A 19018-nucleotide genomic window follows, 5' to 3' on the forward strand; every position below is an offset into this window, starting at 1 on the left:
TTTCATGTACGGGACTATCACCCTGTATCGTGAAACTTTCCAGAATCTTCCACTAACTTCCAAACTGCTTAAGGGCTAGACCCCGTTCGCTCGCCGCTACTAAGGGTATCTCTATTGATTTCTTTTCCTCGGGGTACTTAGATGTTTCAGTTCTCCCGGTTCGCTTCGTAACGCTATGTATTCACGTTACGATACTCTACAAAGTAGAGTGGGTTCCCCCATTCGGAAATCTGTGGATTAACGCTTTTTATCAACTCCCCACAGCTTAACGCAGATTAACACGTCCTTCATCGCCTCTGACTGCCTAGGCATCCACCGTATACGCTTAGTCACTTAACCATACAATCTAAAGTCGACCGTACAATTGAAATAACTAGGTATTATCTAGTTTTTTTCGCCTCAAGAATACTCAAGAACACTATATTGTTATTACCGAAGTAATAACGTGTTTTAAGAACTTCTTTATTTATTCAGCTTTCCAAATTTTTAAAGAGCAATTTGCTAAAAAGCAAAGTTTTCGTCTCTAACCCTGAATTTCAGAGTTAAAAAAACCAAAGTTAAGTCGCTTGCTATTCATAAGCAGATTTAACTTTGGTCTCTTCCTGAGAACATGATGTGGTGGAGCTATGCGGGATCGAACCGCAGACCTCCTGCGTGCAAGGCAGGCGCTCTCCCAGCTGAGCTATAGCCCCACATCATTGTGGCTAGTAAATTGGTAGGACTGAGTAGATTTGAACTACCGACCTCACCCTTATCAGGGGCGCGCTCTAACCAACTGAGCTACAGTCCTACTGACATTTACTATGTCTTTAATTTCTCTATTCAAGCAATTTGTGTGGGCACTTACAAAAACTAACAACTTTACGTAAGGAGGTGATCCAGCCCCAGGTTCCCCTAGGGCTACCTTGTTACGACTTCACCCCAGTCATGAACCACACCGTGGTCATCGCCCTCCCGAAGGTTAAGCTAATGACTTCTGGTGCAGCCCACTCCCATGGTGTGACGGGCGGTGTGTACAAGGCCCGGGAACGTATTCACCGTGACATTCTGATTCACGATTACTAGCGATTCCGACTTCATGGGGTCGAGTTGCAGACCCCAATCCGGACTACGACGCACTTTATGGGATTCGCTTACCATTGCTGGTTTGCAGCCCTTTGTATGCGCCATTGTAGCACGTGTGTAGCCCTACTCGTAAGGGCCATGATGACTTGACGTCGTCCCCACCTTCCTCCGGTTTATCACCGGCAGTCTCCTTAGAGTTCCCACCATTACGTGCTGGCAAATAAGGATAAGGGTTGCGCTCGTTGCGGGACTTAACCCAACATTTCACAACACGAGCTGACGACAGCCATGCAGCACCTGTCTCATAGTTCCCGAAGGCACCAATTCATCTCTGAAAAGTTCTATGGATGTCAAGAGTAGGTAAGGTTCTTCGCGTTGCATCGAATTAAACCACATGCTCCACCGCTTGTGCGGGCCCCCGTCAATTCATTTGAGTTTTAACCTTGCGGCCGTACTCCCCAGGCGGTCTACTTAATGCGTTAGCTTAAGAGCCCAGTTCTCAAGGAACCAAACTCCGAGTAGACATCGTTTACGGCGTGGACTACCGGGGTATCTAATCCCGTTTGCTACCCACGCTTTCGCATCTGAGCGTCAGTTACTTGCCAGGTGGCCGCCTTCGCCACTGGTATTCCTTCAGATCTCTACGCATTTCACCGCTACACCTGAAATTCTACCACCCTCTCAAGAACTCTAGTTTGCCAGTTCGAAATGCAGTTCCCAGGTTGAGCCCGGGGCTTTCACATCTCGCTTAACAAACCGCCTGCATGCGCTTTACGCCCAGTAATTCCGATTAACGCTTGCACCCTCCGTATTACCGCGGCTGCTGGCACGGAGTTAGCCGGTGCTTCTTCTGCGAGTAACGTCACAGTAGCAGAGTATTAATCTACTACCTTTCCTCCTCGCTGAAAGTACTTTACAACCCTAAGGCCTTCTTCATACACGCGGTATGGCTGCATCAGGGTTTCCCCCATTGTGCAATATTCCCCACTGCTGCCTCCCGTAGGAGTCTGGACCGTGTCTCAGTTCCAGTGTGGCTGATCATCCTCTCAGACCAGCTAGGGATCGTCGCCTTGGTGAGCTCTTACCTCACCAACAAGCTAATCCCACTTGGGCTCATCTAGTCGCGAGAGCTTTCAAGAAGAGGCCCCCTTTCACCCGTAGGTCGTATGCGGTATTAGCAGTCGTTTCCAACTGTTGTCCCCCTCGACTAGGCAGATTCCCAAGCATTACTCACCCGTCCGCCGCTCGACGCCAGAATAGCAAGCTATTCTTCGTTTCCGCTCGACTTGCATGTGTTAAGCCTACCGCCAGCGTTCAATCTGAGCCATGATCAAACTCTTCAATTAAAAGTTTTTTGACTAATCGCCTAAGCGATTAAGTCGGCTCAATGAATTCTGTACTTCAACAACAAACCGAAGCTTGTTGTTTATAAAACCAAATCTTTCGATTTAATTTAATGTTCACAATTACATTGATATAATTTTTGGTCATTATATCTCTGCAAGTGCTCACACAGATTGCTTGAATAAATTGTTAAAGAGCATTGACCTTGACGTTATCCGTCGTAGTCAGGCTGCGTATTCTACGCAAACCAATTTCGAAGTCAAGTGCATATTTGCACTTTATTTCAGGAGGTTAAAAAGTAACTTTCGATACTTATTAACACCTTTACTTAGCGGCTATTGCCGTGTCAGTGAGGTCGCATTATAGAGAGATGGCTGATGATGACAAGCATTTTCATATAAAAACACGAAAGATAATATTAATAACAGCTTACTACCAACTTATACACAGAGTAACCATTTATATTTGAATGAATGCAATATTTTTGTTTGTATTTCATACATTTTTTGACAAAATAAGACACAGCTATGATTTTTTGTAGCTTTTTATTGATACATTGAGACTGATTGTCGCTCTTCTAGATATTAGTTACTATTAGGGACAAGAGTAACAATTGATGAATTATTCTTTAATATTAATCACTTATGTTTTTTCAGAGGTTCTTTAAAACGATGGGCTTTTCAACTTTATCTAATGCAACTCGAGCATCCATTATTTCGGTAGCGATTGCAGCAATTGGTTTTGCAGCGCTTTCCTTTATAGGAAATACAATACCAGCGCCTATTGCGTTTGCTATTGGTGCAATTATTACTGGTATTACAATTAAATTCACAACACCTTCATCTTCAAACAGCGCAGCTGTAGAGACAACGACATTATACGTAGGGAACCTACCTTACCGAGCAAATGAAACATCAGTACGTACATTGTTTGCAGAGCATGGTCAGGTATTATCAGTTCGCTTAATGAAAGATAAACATACAGGTAAACGTCGTGGTTTTGGTTTTGTAGAAATGCCAGAGGCTGACGCGAAAGAAGCAATTCAATCGCTTAACGATGCTGAATATCAACAACGGACATTAAAAGTACGTGAAGCAAATGAACGCACGGTTCATTCTGCTGAGTAATTTGTTTCATTAAATTATACGTCTATATATAAAGGCTGGCTTAACCCTATTTCATTAAATAGGCAAGTCAGCTTTTTTTGTGCCTGTATTTTGGTACAAAACGCTTTTCCACCATAATTGTCACCACCAAAAAGCACACTATCGCCGAGGATATGTTTAACGCGAGATGCGATAGCCATCCCTGAATCGATAAATTTAATATGCTCACCAACAATCAGCCCTAACTCCTCAACTAACAGCGGGAAGTGAGTACAGCCCAATACAACAATATCAGGACTATTAATAGCAACTGTCCATTTTGATACAACCTTTTTTATTTCATCTAAGTCAACAGGTTTACCATATAGTTTGTTTTCAGCTTGTAACACAAGACTTGTTGTTCCAATCATGTCGATCTCACAGTCTTGGGCATGTTCACTTACAAGTAATTGCGTATAGTCTCGAGAAACAGTGCCAGGCGTTGCCAACAAACCTATTTTTTTCTTTCTACTTTGTAATGCTGCGGGTTTTATTGCGGGTACAACGCCAACAAAAGGAATAGGAAAGCGTTTGCGTAAAGCAGGTAGTACTAATGTACTCGCAGAGTTACATGCGATAACCACAAGATCTAGATCATATTCTTCATACATATGTCCGATTAACTGGCAAACACGTTCGATAAGAAACTCAGGCTCAAGTTCACCATAAGGGAAATACTTATTATCAAACAAGTAAAGATAATCAGCGTTTGGTAATTGCTCTTTGATTGCTTTATATATAGATATACCACCTACACCAGAATCAAAAATCAATATCTTACTCATGTACAAACCATTGGATTATTGTAAAAGACATATAATAGTCAAGGGCAGGATAAATTGGAATAGATGAATATAAAAGAAGCCAGCATAACGCTGGCTTCTCAATCATCATGTTAATGTGTCATTACAAATTAAAATTCATAAGTAGCATTAATGTAGTAACCGCGTTCTGGTGCTGGGTAACCTTGCGCTGTTGCGTATTCTTTATCGAATACATTATCTAGTCTAGCGCTGACCTTGAATGCTTCCGTCACTATATAAGCAGCTGAAATATCCCATAGGCTGTAACCAGCTATCGTTTCTTTATCAGAGCCTACGTAGTCATCCCTTTCACCTTGGTATAAATAACGTAAAGACAAATCAACATCACCTAATTGAACAACACCTTGCCATTTAGCTTTATATTTAGCACGGCGCAGTAATGTATCACCATTCGCATCTTTAGGATCTAAATACTCAAGCACCGCCTGGTGTGAAACGATACCCGTTACGGTATTAATTTCTAGTTCAATACCTTGGAGCGTACTCACCCCTTCTTTATTGTAAGCAGTTCGAACTGTGTTGATCTTTTTCCCATCAATTAAATCTTGTACTTTATTCTTATATGCAATAATTTTCCAATCCACAAGCCCTGTAATACCTTTAACACCTACTTCAATAGATTCACCAGACTCAGGTTTTAAATCTGGATTTCCTTTAGTATAAGCATTTGTAGCATATAGATCGTACAGAGATGGGGCTTTAAACGATGTACCAGTCGAAGCAATGACACTATAATTATTCACAAACTCCCAGCCAGCAGCTAAGCCCCACGTTGTATTTCCACCAAATGTTTCGTTGTCGTCATACCGAATTGAGCCATCTAATGTGACTGATGAGATATCATATACAACCGTTGTAAATATACCGGTATTCGAACGAGAAACAATACCATCAAGAGTACCGCCCTCATCTTCAGCTTGATCATCTCGCCAGTCTAAACCTGCGTTTAGTAATAATGAATCCGATAGCACAAACGAATTGATAAAGCTTACATTATGTTGCTTAGTGAAAAGTGTACTATTGGCATCTTTATAATCATCACCCGCTTCATATTGGTATGATTTATTTTCACCAAATGAATAACTTAACGAGCCGAAATAATTATCACGACGATACTTAGCACCAGCCATGACCGATGTCGTTTCTAGCCACTGCTCTTTCTTTAAGTGTGTCGCAGGATAAAGCACGCCCCCCCAATAATAAGCGTCACTCGAACCATCATACTCAGATGTACTCTGAGAATATCGAGTATTAATGAAAGCATTTAACTGCGACGTTAATTTATAATCGAGACCTAATAAAACATCGGTGTTTTCAAATCCATGCTTGTCACCATCATTAACACCAGGTACTGGTTTAGAGTTATAACCTTCACTATCATCATAACCGAGCCCAAAATTCACATGTAGCTTATCGGTTAAATCAGATGATAAGAACAAATCAGCTTCATAGTATTTATCAGAACCTATTCCGGCAGAGATTTGTTTGATATTGGCACCTTGTTGACCACGGGTGATAATATTAATCACACCACCAATCGCTTCAGAGCCATAAATAGCACCTCTAGGTCCGCGAACAACTTCAATCGTTTCAATTTGGCTAACAGGTATTTTACTGAAATCAACGCCAGATGTGATACTCGATGGTAAACGAACACCATCAATCAATACTAATACATGGTCTGACTCAGATCCTCGCATGAAAACAGAGGCTTTACTTCCGCGACCACCATTTTGACCAATATCGATACCTGGAACCATTCTTAATATTTCAGGTAATGACTTTGCCATACTTAATTCAATATCATCACGGGTGATAACAGTAATAGGTGCAAGCACATCAGAAACCGCTTGTTCAACACGGTTGGCAGTAACGACAGTTACTTCTTCATTATTAGTAGATGGATCTTGGGCAAGAGCAGCGAACGGTAAAAGCGCCGCTGCTAAGAGTTTTTTAGACATTGTAAATTTTTCCTATTTACGCGTAGAAAAATAAGCCGAATCATTCAGCAAAATTGAGTATTTATTATTTTATTAATTACTCAGGTTCCTATTGGAGACCGGCCTTAAGTGCTAAGCACTATCACCGTTGCGCGACAGGTCCAGAATCTAACTGGATTCCCCCAATAAATGTATGTTACTAAACTAGAGATTTACTTCTACAAGTAATAACAAAAAAAAGTATAGAGTCATGCGAGATAAATGTATATTTATAATTCGGTTATTTATATTTTCAAGATAAGGTAAGGTAAGTATCGAACTGAAGGTAAAATATGCTGGACAAACTCTATTTGGGTCTTACAATCCCTACTCTTTTGTTTAGTATCTAACTACGGTGAGCCCACATGATCGAAATGCACCCCGACAACTACCAATCACAGCTTGACGATAAAGCAGCTCGTCAACGTGACACATTTAAAAAATTCTCACCACCAGAATTAGAAGTATTTGACTCTCCGGCAGAGAACTATCGTTTACGTGCTGAATTTCGTGTTTGGCATGATGGCGACGATCTTGACTACATCATGTTTGATAAAGAAACTAAGCAAAAAATAAAAATCGATTATTTCCTGCCTGGTAGTAAATTGATTAACGAGATAATGCCAGCACTTATTTTGGAACTAAAAAAATCAAACTTATTGCGTTTCAAACTTTTCCAAGTCGATTTTTTATCAACACTAAGCGGTGAACTGTTAGTTAGCTTACTTTACCATCGTCAATTAAGTGATGAATGGATCACTGAAGCGAAAGCATTAAAAGAAAAACTAAGTGAACGCTTCAATATCGACATTATTGGCCGTGCTAGAAAACAAAAGGTCGTATTAGATCGTGAATTCGTGGTTGAAGAACTTAACGTTGCGGGTAAAAAATTAAAATACAAGCAAGTTGAAAACAGCTTCACGCAACCAAACGGTATCGTCAATCAGAAAATGCTAGAGTGGGCATTAGACGTAACTAAAGATTGTAGTGGTGATTTACTTGAGTTGTATTGTGGTAATGGTAATTTCTCTATCGCATTAGCACCAAACTTTGAAAAAGTATTAGCGACAGAAATATCTAAATCATCAGTGCAGTCTGCACAATACAATATCGCCGAAAACGGATTAGACAATTTAACTATCTTACGTTTATCTGCAGAAGAATTTACAATTGCGATTAATGGTGAACGAGAGTTCAACCGCCTTAAAGATGCAAAAGTTGATTTAACGACATTTAATTGCAACACTATTTTTGTCGATCCTCCACGTGCAGGTTTGGATGCTGACACAGTTAAAATGGTGCAAGAATACGATAATATCGTTTATATTTCTTGCAGCCCAGAAACATTGAGTGACAACCTCGAAGCATTAAGTCAAACGCACAATATCGACCGCTTTGCATTGTTCGATCAATTTCCGTATACCCACCATATTGAATCAGGTGTGTACTTAACGAAAAAGAGCTAACGAAAAGTTAACTCAACATTAATTTGAATAGATAAAAGCTCGTTAACAACATTGTTGCTAACGAGCTTTTTTATAAGTCCGATATTATGCCTGTTTTTTAGATCTGAACACACCGATGGTTTTTGCTACCCAAGCAGATAGACCTAATACCAATATCAAGGGGAAGAAATTACTGCCTAACTCAGGATATTCCATACGTACAAATGTCGTGTATATCAAAACACCAATAACAAACAAACCTAATGACGATTTGCTTATATGGCTTTCAATAGCGCTAGTCATATAAACTTGATACCAATTATAAGCCACCAGCACTAATGCAATGAGCGGAAAAATACTGAATGGAACTTCACTTGTCGTTAACGTTGCTAATGTTGCGTTACCACATAAGCCTGCTAAAAAGGCAAAGTATAATGGTTTATAACCCGCTTGATTCTTTGTCGTCATTTAAATACCTCAATGTTCAAAGTTTACAGCGCAATACCTCTTGTCATTTTTAATACCGCTGCACCTTTTGCAATCATTCTCAATTGCATTATAGTACGGTCAGACAATGTTCGACGTTCTTCGTTCGATAAATCTAACGCTTCAGCCCCCGCATTAAAAACAATTGTGACCATTGCCTCAGATTGAATCGTCGCTTCATCACGGCTTAGTTTACTTGCGAGCTCAATATAATCGGTTAGCTCAGCGCTAAAGTGACGTAACTCTCTAGATACCGCAGCTCGAAAGGCTGCCGATGTACCAGAACGCTCACGCAATAAAACTCGAAAAATATTTGGATTCTGTTCAACAAACTCCATAAATGTTTCTACAGAGGTTTTGATCACGCTACCACCAGTTTCAATACGTTGTCGTGCTTGACGCATCAGTTGTCTTAATGTCAGACCTCCCTCATCAACCATGGTTAAACCCAACTCTTCCATATCGCAAAAATGGCGATAGAAAGACGTAGGTGCGATCCCAGCTTCACGTGCAACTTCACGTAAGCTTAAATTTGAATAGCTTCGCTCTGCAGTCACGAGTCTGAATGACGCGTTGATCAGTGAACGGCGGGTTTTTTCTTTTTGCTGAGCTCTAATTCCGGTCATAATTTAAATGTCATTCATTAAGGGGTAGGGATTGTTACCATTGATATTATAATACTACTTTCAACATTATCAGCAACTAACTTATTTTTATCGTTTTTAAGACAGGTACAAATACGTTATAAACAAACCTAAAAATAGATACTGTAAACAATTGTTTACAACTGAGAACTTGAAATAAACCCCGCCTAAAATATCATCAAACAACACTTAAAACCCACATTAATCACTAAAACCAAAATTAAACGTTGACCAAAACAAGCTTAAATAGGATATTAATCGTAAATATTTAGTTACAAACAAACTTAGAGTAAATAAAAGTTTACACGGAGAGTTATGTCGACCATCAGTACAACAATAGAATCAGCTAAACGCGGCCAGTTTAGTTCTAAATTTGGTTTCATTATGGCGGCAGCAGGGTCTGCTGTTGGTGTTGGTAATATTTGGGGGTTCCCAACTCAAGCAGCAAGTAACGGCGGCGGTGCTTTTTTACTGGTTTATCTTGTTCTCATCTTTATGCTTGGCTATCCAATGCTAATTGCTGAATTGATGATCGGCCGCCATGGACAAACAAACCCCGCTAATGCATTAAGTAAACTAGCTAAAAATAAAAGCGTTAAATTAATTGGTATTACTATTGGCCTTGCGGCAATTATAACGTCAGCACTGATTTTTTCTTTCTACGGTATTTTATCAGGTTGGTTCATCAGTAATACCTTAGCACCAATTGCAGAAATGATGGGCTCTACAACAACGGCTAACTGGTTAGTTGATATGTCATTATCACGCAACGTGATATTTACAGTGATATTCGCGATATTCACAGTCCTAGTTATCCAACAAGGTGTAGAAGACGGTATCGAAAAATGGTCGAAGCGTTTAATGCCACTGTTATTTTTAATGCTTATCGCTGCAATGCTTTATATCTTGACTCAACCAGGCGCTGAGCTAGGTTTACGAGCGTTACTTATTCCTGACTTTAGTCGCATCCTAGACCGTGACGTACTGATTGGAGCACTCGGTCAAACATTCTTCTCACTATCATTAGGCAGTGGTTGCATGATGGTATACGGTTCTTACTTAAACAAAAAAGAAAATATTGCTAAATTAGCCGCGCAAGTAACACTGATGGATACCGCTGTCGCATTTGTTGCAGGTATGGTGATCTTACCTGCTATGTATGTGGCTTCACATAACGGCGTTGAGATCTTCGCTGCAGACGGTAGTCTACTGAGTTCTGATACATTAGTGTTTACAGTATTACCGGCATTATTTGAAACGATGGGCGCTGCACAATACCCAGTTTCAATTTTATTCTTTGCATTATTGTTTGTTGCCGCATTAACATCGGCGATTGGTATGATGGAATCACCAACAAGTTATCTTGCAGAACGTGCATCTATGACACGTAAGAAAGCAGCCTATATCGTTGGTACGATCGTCACCGCGCTTAGCTTAGTGATTGTATTTAACTTCTCAACACTGTTTGGTTTTGTTATCACACTCACGACACAATACGCACAACCACTCATTAGTTTAGGCGTAGCAATCTTTGCAGGTTGGGTTTGGAGCCGTAAAGGCTTAATGGCAGAGATCAGAGAACAAGAAGGTGTAACAGAGCATTCTATCTTTTGGAAGATCTGGCCTGTATACGTAAAATTTGTTTGCCCAGTATTAGTACTTATCCTAGTGTTCGCGTCATTCCAATAAACGAACATACGGTTCAATGAATAATAAAAAGGTCAGCAATACGCTGACCTTTTCTCTATTTGATATAAAACTAATTTATTTAACCCGTTAAGATCTCAGACCATGTCAGATTACGGTCTCCGAGTACAATAAAGTCAGGGTTTTTTAATGTATCGCGCAGGTTATAAGAGAGTGGGTTTAAATTCAAATCAAGAATAGCCCCTCCCGCTTCAGTCACAATACATTGCGTACCCGCTGTATCCCACTCACCAGTAATGCCTAAGCGTATATAACAATCCGCTTTACCTTCTGCAACTAAGCAACCTTTTAAGCTCGCAGAGCCGAGAGATTGTAATTCTAAGTCAATATCATCTTCAACTAACTTACGGATGTTGTCTGGATTCTGAACGCGGCTCACAACCACATTTAAACTGGTTAAAGGTTGCAGGCATGTATGACTGAAGATTCTTTCTTCACCTTCCAATGTATCTTTGTATGCACCCTCACCGTCAACAGCCCAATAGAGAACGTCATCTTTAGGGCCGTAAATCATCCCCAAGATAGGTTTATTCTTGTGTACCAATGCAATAATTGTCGCAAAATCACCACTACGAGAAATAAACTCCTGGGTGCCATCTAACGGATCTAATAACCAATAAGTTTCCCAAGATTGACGCTCTTCAACGGCAATATCACAATCTTCTTCAGATAAGATTGGAATGTCAGGCGTCAGTAACGCAAGTTGCTTAGATAAATAGTGATGAGCGGCGATATCAGCACTGGTGACCGGTGTATGATCGAGTTTAATTTCTTGCTCAAACTCGCCCGATTGATAAATATCATAAATCACTGCACCAGTGGCGCGTGCAATTTTTTTTAACTCTGGAATTAAGGTCATTATTTGCATATCGCACTTCCTACTTTATTCTCGCCATCGCTTAATGATTTAGTATTACTTATCTAGTTGTTTTAGGGCAAGTAATAATGCACAAATAGCACGTGATTCTGTGATTTCATCATTATCAAGTAACTCATTTGCTCTGGCTAATGGCCACTTTATAATTTCGAGTGGCTCAGGTTCATCACCCTCACAAGATTCAGGGTACAGATCTTGTGCAAGATAAATCTGCATTCGAGCAGAAAAATAACTCGGTGCTAAGTTAACTTCTTTCAGTAAGCTTAGTGTTTTAGCCCCATATCCAATCTCTTCCATTAACTCTCGATTAGCAGCAATCAATGCTGTTTCACCTTTATCGATCGCCCCCTTGGGAAAACCAAGTTCGTAACTATCAGTACCGACAGCGTATTCACGGATCAAGATAAGGTTATTATCCGCATCGACAGGCACCATCATGACCGCGCCGTGACCACCGCCTTTCATTCTTTCGTAAGTACGTTCAACACCATTAGAAAAACGCAGTGCAACAGACTCAATTTTAAATAGTCGACTTTCTGCGACAATATTCGTGCTTAATATTTTAGGTTTCTGATGTGTCATTTTAATTCTGCATCCTTGTCATAACGAGTACGCGTTATATAACAACATTATATGCGGCCAGCGTAATTAATCTTATACTCACCCTTGGCATTTTCTTGCCCAACATAACGTAAATTACTGCGTATTGATTGCGGTAATTCATTACTTGGTACAAGTACGCCAGAAAACGTGTATTTACCTTGATTTTCTAACCTAGCAATACCTGATAATTTCAGCTGGTTAGAGCTCTGCTTGATGTTGGCAACAATAGTCCCCTTGTCACAACTTAAATTAGCGACAGCAGAATCAATTTCTACATTTCCCAACAGTGAGTCAATGCCTGCATTAGACCAACTCAGCTGTCCATCAAGTTGTTCACACCAAGGGTTTCCTTGCTGCATCTCTGCTATTGCCAATTTAACGCTACCTTTGGTCGTCACTGGTAATGGAATATTACTCGCCGTGACTAACCATTCAGAACTTGCCGTAACGGTGAAATCTTGCGCATAGACACCTGCACTTGAATAGCCTAGTTCACCACTGCCGCGTAAGCTATTCTTACCACGACCAAACTCAACGTAAACTTGTGCAGATCCCGTTAATAGCGCAATTACCGATGTATCCCAGCTGACATCTTTCACTTCTATATGATTAAAAGATACCTGTTTTGCTTCCCCTTTCCATACCGTACCTTCAACTTGGCTAATCGTTAAGTTCGCTGGCAATGGGATATATGATAATACTAATGTAGCTGGTAGTGTGCCGATAAGAAAGAATACATACGCAATCATGACAAAACATAGCCCTAGAAGTTTATTTCTCATGCTCTTTTTCCTAACTGTAATCGGCGAACCTTAACCATCCCTTTTTTATCTGACACACTCAGATCAATATTCTGGATTTCAATACCGTATTGTTTGTTCAATTGCTCTAACCAATCGGTAAGCTGATTAAAATTAACATCATCAATCCATACTTGCAGATTATCTGCTTTTGCTTGAATACGTGTGAGCATTATCTTATGACGTTTAGCACTACGACTAACAAGCTGGTTAAGATCACCCGCTTCAGGACGGTTTACTTGGCCTCCCTGTAAATTCATAATTTTTTGCCCTATCACTTTCACATCGGCGAGTGTTTGCGTTTGAACATTAACTTTTCGTTGGGTATTGCTAATATCATTTTGTAACGGTTGCCAAACCAGCCAATAACCACCTGCAAGCAATAATGTGGCGATTAATAAACTAATGAGCTGCTTTTCTTTTTGCTCTAATTGTTGCCAGTATGCCTTCATTTTTTACCCTTAATATCCAGCGTGCCCTGAACGCGGCCATTTCGTTGACTTAACGCCCCTTGTTCAACATCAAACTCTGTCGATAACGATGATTTGAATTGATCAAAGGCCTGAAAGTCCACCGCACTTGCTTGCAATCGTAATGTTGCTTGTTTCGTATCAAATCGAACTGAAATAGGTTTAATTCCCGGTGATTGTTTAAATGTAGGGGTCAACTGACTTAACATCACTAAGAATCCTGAATCACTGCCCCCACCGCGTAAATCATTTAAACGATTCTGCATCTGTTTTTTAACTAAACGCGTATTTAGGCGCATTTTTTTCGGTTTAAATACCGTTTTATATACCTGCTTAATCTCATTTTCTAATGCCATTTGTTGCTGTTCTAACTTATTTAACATCACAAATTGATTCACAAATATCATCACGATAGCTAAACCAGCTGCGATAGCCGTACCACGCCATAATTTTAATGCGACATTTTCTTCACGTACTATTTTGTACTCACCTTGCAATAAGTTATAACGGCTGGTAACAGCGCCCTCAGCACAAAGTTTCATTGGCAACTCAATTGTATTCTGTTGCCAATTATCTAACTCAAGATGATCGATAGTAGAATAGCTAGTCACCGTCTGCACAACACTCTCATCATCAACGTCTACATGAGCAACAGTTGGCAAGACAAAACCTAATAATGCGGTCTCAATACACATACCTTGTGTACGAGTTTGCCTAATAAGCCATTGCCCATCTAATTCAATCGCACTCCAACTATCTTCACTGTACGGTAGTGTTAATGCATCAGGAATAATTTGTGTGCAAACTAGTTCGGCATCCGATAACCATGATTGCCACTGTTGCATTTTGTCATGCGCAATCACCGCAACGGATACTGTATTCGCAGTCTTACTTAGAACAGAAAAGTGTAGCTTATCAATATCACTACTCAATTCTTGTTCTAGCATGTAGGGTAATGCATTGAGTAATTGCTTATTACTACGCCCAGGTAATTCCACCTCTTTAAACGTGATATCACAGCTTGGTACTAATGCAATGATAGGTCGTCCACCAGCACGGGATTTTAGCTCGATAAGTTCAGCGGCACTGGTCAACACACCTGATGCAATGATCTCGCTTTCAACGGTTGACCACACTAACCAATGTATTGCTTGTCGACTTTCACTACCAAGCCTTACTACTAATTGCTCACTCATTGAGCTCCTCCGAATTGTCGACGAATAACATAAACACTATCTTTGCTTTCAGCTTTAAATAACGATTCTACTTTCATGGTTGCGCTAGCAAATTCAGCTTGTAATAGCGCAACAAAATAACCACTTTTTATATCAAACACAGCTTGCTCTGCTTTATCCAGCTTAATACCAGCCAATAACGGTAACGCTAAGAAATCCGCAGTTGTTTTCCAACCGCCGTTAGGCCGTTCTTCCAATATTGTTTTCGCTACATCTAGTGATAATTGCCCTGCAAATAATCCAGCTAATATCTCAGGCTTATCAATCACAATGGTATTCACGTTTATCTTTAAGTCTGCTGTTGGTAAGGCGCAAAGATAAGGACGAACCTTACGGTAAACAGCTTGATTAAATCCTTTTATTGCCCGTAGTTCACTGACATTAATTAAACGTTGATTACCCGCTTGATAAGGGTAATTGAGGGATTCATAGTAAGCATCTTCAACACCGTAACTCGACACCACATTTGTATCAGTATCAATCCAGTCACGTAAGGCATCACTTAATTGCTCCGCGTCATACACTTCTAGGTCAAGCTGTTCTAATAAATTACGGAATAAACGGACCTTCAGTGGGGCTTGACCGTTTTTATCATCTTCTCCAGTAACAGCATTAACATTAAAACAGGCTTGCATATCAAAAACCTGACCACCAATGAGTCCATTTTCAACAGGGTACATCATGCCTTCTGTGGCCCAATATTGATCTAAGTTGATCGTATCATCGTCTTTCAATGCTTGCTTTAAGCCCTTTTCAACCAACGCCTCTGCACCATAAGCATACCAAAGGGCTTGTTGATGCGTCATTATGTTACTGGTACGGCGTAATTCCAGCTGTAAACGTGATGACATATTACTGGCAATAATCACCATCACAGCCAAAATAAGTAAGACGGTTAATAGTGCAATACCACGCTGTTTAGAGGCATATATCATTAGCTGCCCTTTCCTTTATCTTTATCTTTATCTTTATCTTTACCACTGTCGACTGTCGCTTTGGGTAATAGGAATAAGCGTTGTATTTCACCAAAACCTTTTAATGTTAGCGTCATTTTAACGCCATCAGGTAGTGCGGTCTTGTTTGTCCAAGTCTCATTCCATTTATTTTTATGATAAAATTCGAACGTTAATGACTCGACATTTTCCAAGATCAACTGCCTTTTCGGCTCTTCCCCTGTAGTGGGGTCTAAATAGACATAACTTAAACGTTCTAAGTGCGCATCTTTAACACGATACATTACCCGCTGTAACGATGAGCGTGGTAACTGTGATAATGGATTACGCCAACCACTGCGAACGAAAGCAATACCATCGTCATCACTATCAAACATAAATTTCCCAGACTGTAATGGCATTGCAGTCTGTTCATCATCACTACGATTATTACGCGCATTCATTTGTTGAAAATCACGTTCGACAATAACCATTGCTCGTTGTAATTGTTTTAATGCATTCCCACGTTCTGTCGAAATTTCATCGCTGCGTAATACACCTTGTAATACTTGATAAGCCCCCAGACTGAGTAAGGCAAAAATAGCGATCGCAATCATCATCTCGATCAATGTGAAGCCATTTTGTTTTATTGTCGGTTCTCGCATCATCTTAGCGCACCACATAGGTGAGTAAATGGCTAATCGTTGAGTCATACTTCTTATCTGTCGCCACTTCGACTGTCACCCCGACAAAATCATTGCTGTCTGTCGACTCTGCTTTATAACGCCAATACCAAGTTCGACCCGCTAATTCAGACTCACCTTTTCGCCATGACTTTCCAGGTATTGTTTTTGCTAATTTTAATTCAGTTAAAGTATTAGCAGCCACCCAATTAGCGAATGTTTTTTCTTCCAAATAGGCTAAACTGCTGAGATTTTCAGTCGCGACTTTCATCACTGCTAAACCAGCCGTGCCAAATACCGCCATCGCCACCATGACTTCTAATAATGTCATGCCAGCTTGCTTAAATAATGTTTTTTTTCCTAAACATGGTTTCATTAAAATCCATCCATCGTGGTATTAATCATTAATTTTCCATATTCATCAAATTGGACCTTGATACTACTGTCCCCAACATCCGCATCCATGTAGGTAAACGTCAACGTAAAATCGGTAATTTCACCGCTTGAATAAATAAACACATCCGGTTCGATACGTTCGTCTTTTTCATCACCTTCAAATAGCCCGCCATTATCCTCAAACAAACCATCATCATCAGCAAATAGCTTGCGATCACCTAACAAGCTGCCTTCCGCTTTCAGCCCAGCTAACTCAAGTGACATAAGCATGTCTTCTTGTAGCTCTTTTTTTACAAAAAACTTAGAATCATTAAATGCGGACCATTTATCATTGTCATCTAAATAAACAAATTGATAGTGCTGTTCTTCAATCACGATCCCCATTTCAATACTACTGAGTAAGGCTTCTTCTTCGGCCAGTTCTAGCACTCCGATAAAACGAGCAGCTTCTTTTTTGAGTTGCTTATCAGGGCCAGAAGAACTCATTGTCATGACAACACCGGTGACCATCATGCCCATTAAGAATATAACTAACATTATCTCTAATAGTGTAAAGCCAGATTCTTGATGAGTACGATTTTTCATTGTGTACCTTTGGTCATTGTTGATATGCGTTCTGATAGAGTAAGAATTAACATCGAATGCATTCAGTTGGATAAAAAAAGGCACAGAAAATAACCTGTGCCTCAATAAAACAATTAGTTATTTATCATGCATGTTCCAGTTGCCGATATCGTCATCGGAACCTTCTTCACCATCTAAACCAATAGAATAAATATCAACTTGACCATGTTCACCTGGGCTAACTAATAGATATTCATTACCCCAAGGGTCTTGCGGTAAACGCTTGATGTAACCGCCAGTACGATAATCTCTTGGTTCTGGATCTACATCCGGCATTTCAACTAATGCATCTAAGCCTTGTTCTGTCGTTGGATAACGGCTGTTGTCTAACTTATACATATCCATCGCATTTTCTAACGCGACGATATCTGATACTACTTTCTGGCGATCCGCTTTTTCTTTATTACCTAATAAATTAGGGATAACCATTGATGCAAGAATACCTAAAATCACGATAACAACCATGATTTCTAACAGGGTAAAACCTGACATATTCCGTTTTTTATTATTCATAAAATCCTCTATTTGAAATAAAAATCTAACCTGAAACCATATTGTTTAAAGACAAAATCGGTTGAAGAATTGCCATCACAATAAATAATACAACACCCGACATACTCACTACCAGTAAGGGTTGAAAAATGCCTAAAGCCATCGTCACTTGCGCTTCAAATTGTGAATCTTGATTATCTGCAGCGCGCTCTAACATCGGACCTAATTCACCACTTTGTTCACCACTGGCAATCATATGCAGCATCATTGGTGGAAATAATTTTGTTTCCGTTAATGCTGCTCTTAAACTAGTACCTTCACGAACGCGCATTGTCGCAGCTTCGACCAATTTACGCGCATGCATATTGGTTAATACCCGTCCCGCAATCAACATACTTTCGAGTAGCGGTACCGCACTGGCATTTAAAATACTTAATGTTCGCGCGAAACGCGCAGTATTGATTCCACGACTCACCTTACCAATGACAGGCACTTTTAATAATCGTTCATCGAATATCAAGCGATTCGCAGGTTTTAATAACAAGCGTTTAATAACAATGATAGTAAGGACAATACCAACAACAAGATAAAGACCATAGTTACTGACAAAATCAGAAAGTCCGATCAATATTTGGGTGATTTGCGGTAATTCTTGTCCCATGTGTTCAAACTGGCCTACAACTTTAGGCACGACACTTGTCAATAATAGCGACACAACACCAATAGCCACCAGCGTTAACATGACCGGATAAATCATGGCTTGCGTTAATTGACTGGTCATTTTTTGGCGTTGTTCGGTATAGTCAGCCAAACGATTGAGTACTTTATCTAAATGACCCGACTTTTCGCCAGAGGCCACCATAGAACAATATAGATCGTCAAAGGCATGAGGGAACTCAGCAAAACTTTCTGCTAACGTATGTCCTTCAACAACACGACTACGTACGGCCAAGATCATATTCTGAATACGGGGCAGTTCACTTTGTTCTGCAACCGCTTTTAATGATTCCTCGAGTGGTAGCGAAGCAGCAATTAACGTGGATAACTGGCGGGTTAATAGCGCCATATCCGCCGTACTAATACCTCGTTTAAATGAAAAAATACCTGCCGCTTTTTTCTTTTCAGCCGCTGCAGACATTTCCACTTCCAGTGGAGTTAAGCCTTTCTCGCGTAATAAAGCACGCGCTTGCTTTGGCCCATCTGCTTCCACTACCCCTTTTTTATTTTTACCTTTTTGATCAATCGCTAAATAAGAAAATGCAGGCAT

The 19018-nt window shown here is 40.1% G+C and carries 18 protein-coding genes, 2 tRNA genes and 2 rRNA genes (1 of these 22 cut by a window edge); 3 read left to right on the forward strand and 19 right to left on the reverse strand.

Going from position 1 to position 19018, the window contains the following annotated elements:
- The 4 genes from HWV01_RS20635 to HWV01_RS20650 all read right to left on the reverse strand — a co-directional run.
- A 23S ribosomal RNA gene (locus HWV01_RS20635) occupies positions 1 to 339 on the reverse strand; it reaches 2555 nt to the left of the window's first position.
- A 277-nt stretch (positions 340 to 616) separates the two neighbouring features.
- Positions 617 to 692, reverse strand: a tRNA-Ala gene (locus tag HWV01_RS20640).
- Positions 693 to 713: 21 nt separating this feature from the next.
- A tRNA-Ile gene (locus HWV01_RS20645) sits at positions 714 to 790 on the reverse strand.
- A gap of 76 nt (positions 791 to 866) precedes the next feature.
- Positions 867 to 2411, reverse strand: a 16S ribosomal RNA gene (locus tag HWV01_RS20650).
- The 16S and 23S rRNA genes sit together here with 2 tRNA genes alongside, the layout of an rRNA operon.
- Positions 2412 to 3080: 669 nt before the next feature.
- On the opposite strand from HWV01_RS20650, the gene HWV01_RS20655 reads away from it, so the two are divergent.
- Positions 3081 to 3536: an RNA-binding protein gene (locus HWV01_RS20655; protein ID WP_211673282.1), complete on the forward strand. Its 456-nt coding sequence runs from the start codon at positions 3081 to 3083 to the stop codon at positions 3534 to 3536.
- A gap of 14 nt (positions 3537 to 3550) precedes the next feature.
- Here HWV01_RS20655 and murI read toward each other — a convergent pair whose 3' ends face one another.
- Complete coding sequence (gene murI / locus HWV01_RS20660; protein ID WP_211673283.1) at positions 3551 to 4339, reverse strand: glutamate racemase; 789 nt, start codon at positions 4337 to 4339, stop codon at positions 3551 to 3553.
- Between the two features lie 128 nt (positions 4340 to 4467).
- Positions 4468 to 6339: a TonB-dependent receptor domain-containing protein gene (locus tag HWV01_RS20665; RefSeq protein WP_211673284.1), complete on the reverse strand. Its 1872-nt coding sequence runs from the start codon at positions 6337 to 6339 to the stop codon at positions 4468 to 4470.
- Between the two features lie 383 nt (positions 6340 to 6722).
- Between HWV01_RS20665 and trmA the strand changes: the two genes are divergently transcribed.
- Positions 6723 to 7823 (forward strand): tRNA (uridine(54)-C5)-methyltransferase TrmA, encoded by a 1101-nt coding sequence (gene trmA / locus HWV01_RS20670; protein WP_211673285.1) that lies wholly within the window; start codon positions 6723 to 6725, stop codon positions 7821 to 7823.
- Positions 7824 to 7907: 84 nt separating this feature from the next.
- On the opposite strand, the gene HWV01_RS20675 is transcribed toward trmA, so the two are convergent.
- Entirely contained in the window at positions 7908 to 8270 is a 363-nt protein-coding gene (locus HWV01_RS20675; protein ID WP_211673286.1) for a DUF1422 family protein, read from the reverse strand.
- Between the two features lie 23 nt (positions 8271 to 8293).
- Complete coding sequence (gene fabR, locus HWV01_RS20680) at positions 8294 to 8914, reverse strand: HTH-type transcriptional repressor FabR (protein ID WP_211673287.1); 621 nt, start codon at positions 8912 to 8914, stop codon at positions 8294 to 8296.
- Positions 8915 to 9247: 333 nt separating this feature from the next.
- Here fabR and HWV01_RS20685 point away from each other — a divergent pair, with 333 nt between their 5' ends.
- Positions 9248 to 10621: a sodium-dependent transporter gene (locus HWV01_RS20685; RefSeq protein ID WP_211673288.1), complete on the forward strand. Its 1374-nt coding sequence runs from the start codon at positions 9248 to 9250 to the stop codon at positions 10619 to 10621.
- A 79-nt stretch (positions 10622 to 10700) separates the two neighbouring features.
- Here the strand turns inward: HWV01_RS20685 and cysQ are convergent, their stop codons facing one another.
- The 11 genes from cysQ to gspF form a co-directional block, all read right to left on the reverse strand.
- Positions 10701 to 11507: a 3'(2'),5'-bisphosphate nucleotidase CysQ gene (gene cysQ, locus HWV01_RS20690; protein ID WP_211673289.1), complete on the reverse strand. Its 807-nt coding sequence runs from the start codon at positions 11505 to 11507 to the stop codon at positions 10701 to 10703.
- Between the two features lie 45 nt (positions 11508 to 11552).
- The gene (gene nudE / locus HWV01_RS20695; protein WP_067046719.1) at positions 11553 to 12098 is read right to left on the reverse strand and encodes an ADP compounds hydrolase NudE; all 546 of its coding nucleotides are present in this window, start codon (positions 12096 to 12098) and stop codon (positions 11553 to 11555) included.
- Positions 12099 to 12145: 47 nt separating this feature from the next.
- Positions 12146 to 12901: a type II secretion system protein N gene (locus HWV01_RS20700; protein ID WP_211673290.1), complete on the reverse strand. Its 756-nt coding sequence runs from the start codon at positions 12899 to 12901 to the stop codon at positions 12146 to 12148.
- Positions 12898 to 13371: a type II secretion system protein GspM gene (gene gspM, locus HWV01_RS20705; RefSeq protein ID WP_211673291.1), complete on the reverse strand. Its 474-nt coding sequence runs from the start codon at positions 13369 to 13371 to the stop codon at positions 12898 to 12900. The genes HWV01_RS20700 and gspM overlap by 4 nt, the downstream gene beginning before the upstream one ends.
- Positions 13368 to 14585, reverse strand: a complete 1218-nt coding sequence (gene gspL / locus HWV01_RS20710; RefSeq protein WP_211673292.1) for a type II secretion system protein GspL — start codon at positions 14583 to 14585, stop codon at positions 13368 to 13370. The genes gspM and gspL overlap by 4 nt, the downstream gene beginning before the upstream one ends.
- On the reverse strand, positions 14582 to 15559 hold the full coding sequence (gene gspK / locus HWV01_RS20715; RefSeq protein ID WP_211673293.1) for a type II secretion system minor pseudopilin GspK: 978 nt from the start codon (positions 15557 to 15559) through the stop codon (positions 14582 to 14584). Before gspK ends, gspL begins: the two co-directional genes overlap by 4 nt.
- Positions 15559 to 16269 carry a type II secretion system minor pseudopilin GspJ gene (gspJ, locus tag HWV01_RS20720; RefSeq protein ID WP_249185394.1) on the reverse strand — a complete coding sequence of 237 codons (711 nt, stop codon included), beginning with the start codon at positions 16267 to 16269 and terminating at the stop codon, positions 15559 to 15561. The genes gspK and gspJ overlap by 1 nt, the downstream gene beginning before the upstream one ends.
- Positions 16226 to 16615: a type II secretion system minor pseudopilin GspI gene (gspI, locus tag HWV01_RS20725; RefSeq protein ID WP_211673294.1), complete on the reverse strand. Its 390-nt coding sequence runs from the start codon at positions 16613 to 16615 to the stop codon at positions 16226 to 16228. The genes gspJ and gspI overlap by 44 nt, the downstream gene beginning before the upstream one ends.
- Positions 16615 to 17220, reverse strand: coding sequence for a type II secretion system minor pseudopilin GspH (gene gspH / locus HWV01_RS20730; protein WP_211673295.1), 606 nt, complete (start codon positions 17218 to 17220; stop codon positions 16615 to 16617). Before gspH ends, gspI begins: the two co-directional genes overlap by 1 nt.
- Positions 17221 to 17337: 117 nt before the next feature.
- Positions 17338 to 17772 carry a type II secretion system major pseudopilin GspG gene (gene gspG / locus HWV01_RS20735; RefSeq protein WP_211673296.1) on the reverse strand — a complete coding sequence of 145 codons (435 nt, stop codon included), beginning with the start codon at positions 17770 to 17772 and terminating at the stop codon, positions 17338 to 17340.
- Positions 17773 to 17797: 25 nt separating this feature from the next.
- On the reverse strand, positions 17798 to 19018 hold the full coding sequence (gene gspF, locus HWV01_RS20740; protein WP_211673297.1) for a type II secretion system inner membrane protein GspF: 1221 nt from the start codon (positions 19016 to 19018) through the stop codon (positions 17798 to 17800).

This window comes from Moritella sp. 5, assembly GCF_018219455.1.
Classification (GTDB): Bacteria; Pseudomonadota; Gammaproteobacteria; order Enterobacterales; family Moritellaceae; genus Moritella.

Bases quoted from the DNA above. Each gene is read 5' to 3' on its own strand.
- gspM (WP_211673291.1), bottom strand. From the start codon at position 13,371: ATGAAGGCATACTGGCAACAATTAGAGCAAAAAGAAAAGCAGCTCATT.
- HWV01_RS20685 (WP_211673288.1), top strand. From the start codon at position 9,248: ATGTCGACCATCAGTACAACAATAGAATCAGCTAAACGCGGCCAGTTT.
- gspI (WP_211673294.1), bottom strand. From the start codon at position 16,615: ATGAAACCATGTTTAGGAAAAAAAACATTATTTAAGCAAGCTGGCATG.
- HWV01_RS20665 (WP_211673284.1), bottom strand. From the start codon at position 6,339: ATGTCTAAAAAACTCTTAGCAGCGGCGCTTTTACCGTTCGCTGCTCTT.
- fabR (WP_211673287.1), bottom strand. From the start codon at position 8,914: ATGACCGGAATTAGAGCTCAGCAAAAAGAAAAAACCCGCCGTTCACTG.
- gspH (WP_211673295.1), bottom strand. From the start codon at position 17,220: ATGAAAAATCGTACTCATCAAGAATCTGGCTTTACACTATTAGAGATA.
- gspJ (WP_249185394.1), bottom strand. From the start codon at position 16,269: ATGACTCAACGATTAGCCATTTACTCACCTATGTGGTGCGCTAAGATG.
- HWV01_RS20700 (WP_211673290.1), bottom strand. From the start codon at position 12,901: ATGAGAAATAAACTTCTAGGGCTATGTTTTGTCATGATTGCGTATGTA.
- HWV01_RS20675 (WP_211673286.1), bottom strand. From the start codon at position 8,270: ATGACGACAAAGAATCAAGCGGGTTATAAACCATTATACTTTGCCTTT.
- murI (WP_211673283.1), bottom strand. From the start codon at position 4,339: ATGAGTAAGATATTGATTTTTGATTCTGGTGTAGGTGGTATATCTATA.
- gspF (WP_211673297.1), bottom strand. From the start codon at position 19,018: ATGCCTGCATTTTCTTATTTAGCGATTGATCAAAAAGGTAAAAATAAA.
- HWV01_RS20655 (WP_211673282.1), top strand. From the start codon at position 3,081: ATGGGCTTTTCAACTTTATCTAATGCAACTCGAGCATCCATTATTTCG.
- nudE (WP_067046719.1), bottom strand. From the start codon at position 12,098: ATGACACATCAGAAACCTAAAATATTAAGCACGAATATTGTCGCAGAA.
- trmA (WP_211673285.1), top strand. From the start codon at position 6,723: ATGATCGAAATGCACCCCGACAACTACCAATCACAGCTTGACGATAAA.
- cysQ (WP_211673289.1), bottom strand. From the start codon at position 11,507: ATGCAAATAATGACCTTAATTCCAGAGTTAAAAAAAATTGCACGCGCC.
- gspL (WP_211673292.1), bottom strand. From the start codon at position 14,585: ATGAGTGAGCAATTAGTAGTAAGGCTTGGTAGTGAAAGTCGACAAGCA.
- gspG (WP_211673296.1), bottom strand. From the start codon at position 17,772: ATGAATAATAAAAAACGGAATATGTCAGGTTTTACCCTGTTAGAAATC.
- gspK (WP_211673293.1), bottom strand. From the start codon at position 15,559: ATGATATATGCCTCTAAACAGCGTGGTATTGCACTATTAACCGTCTTA.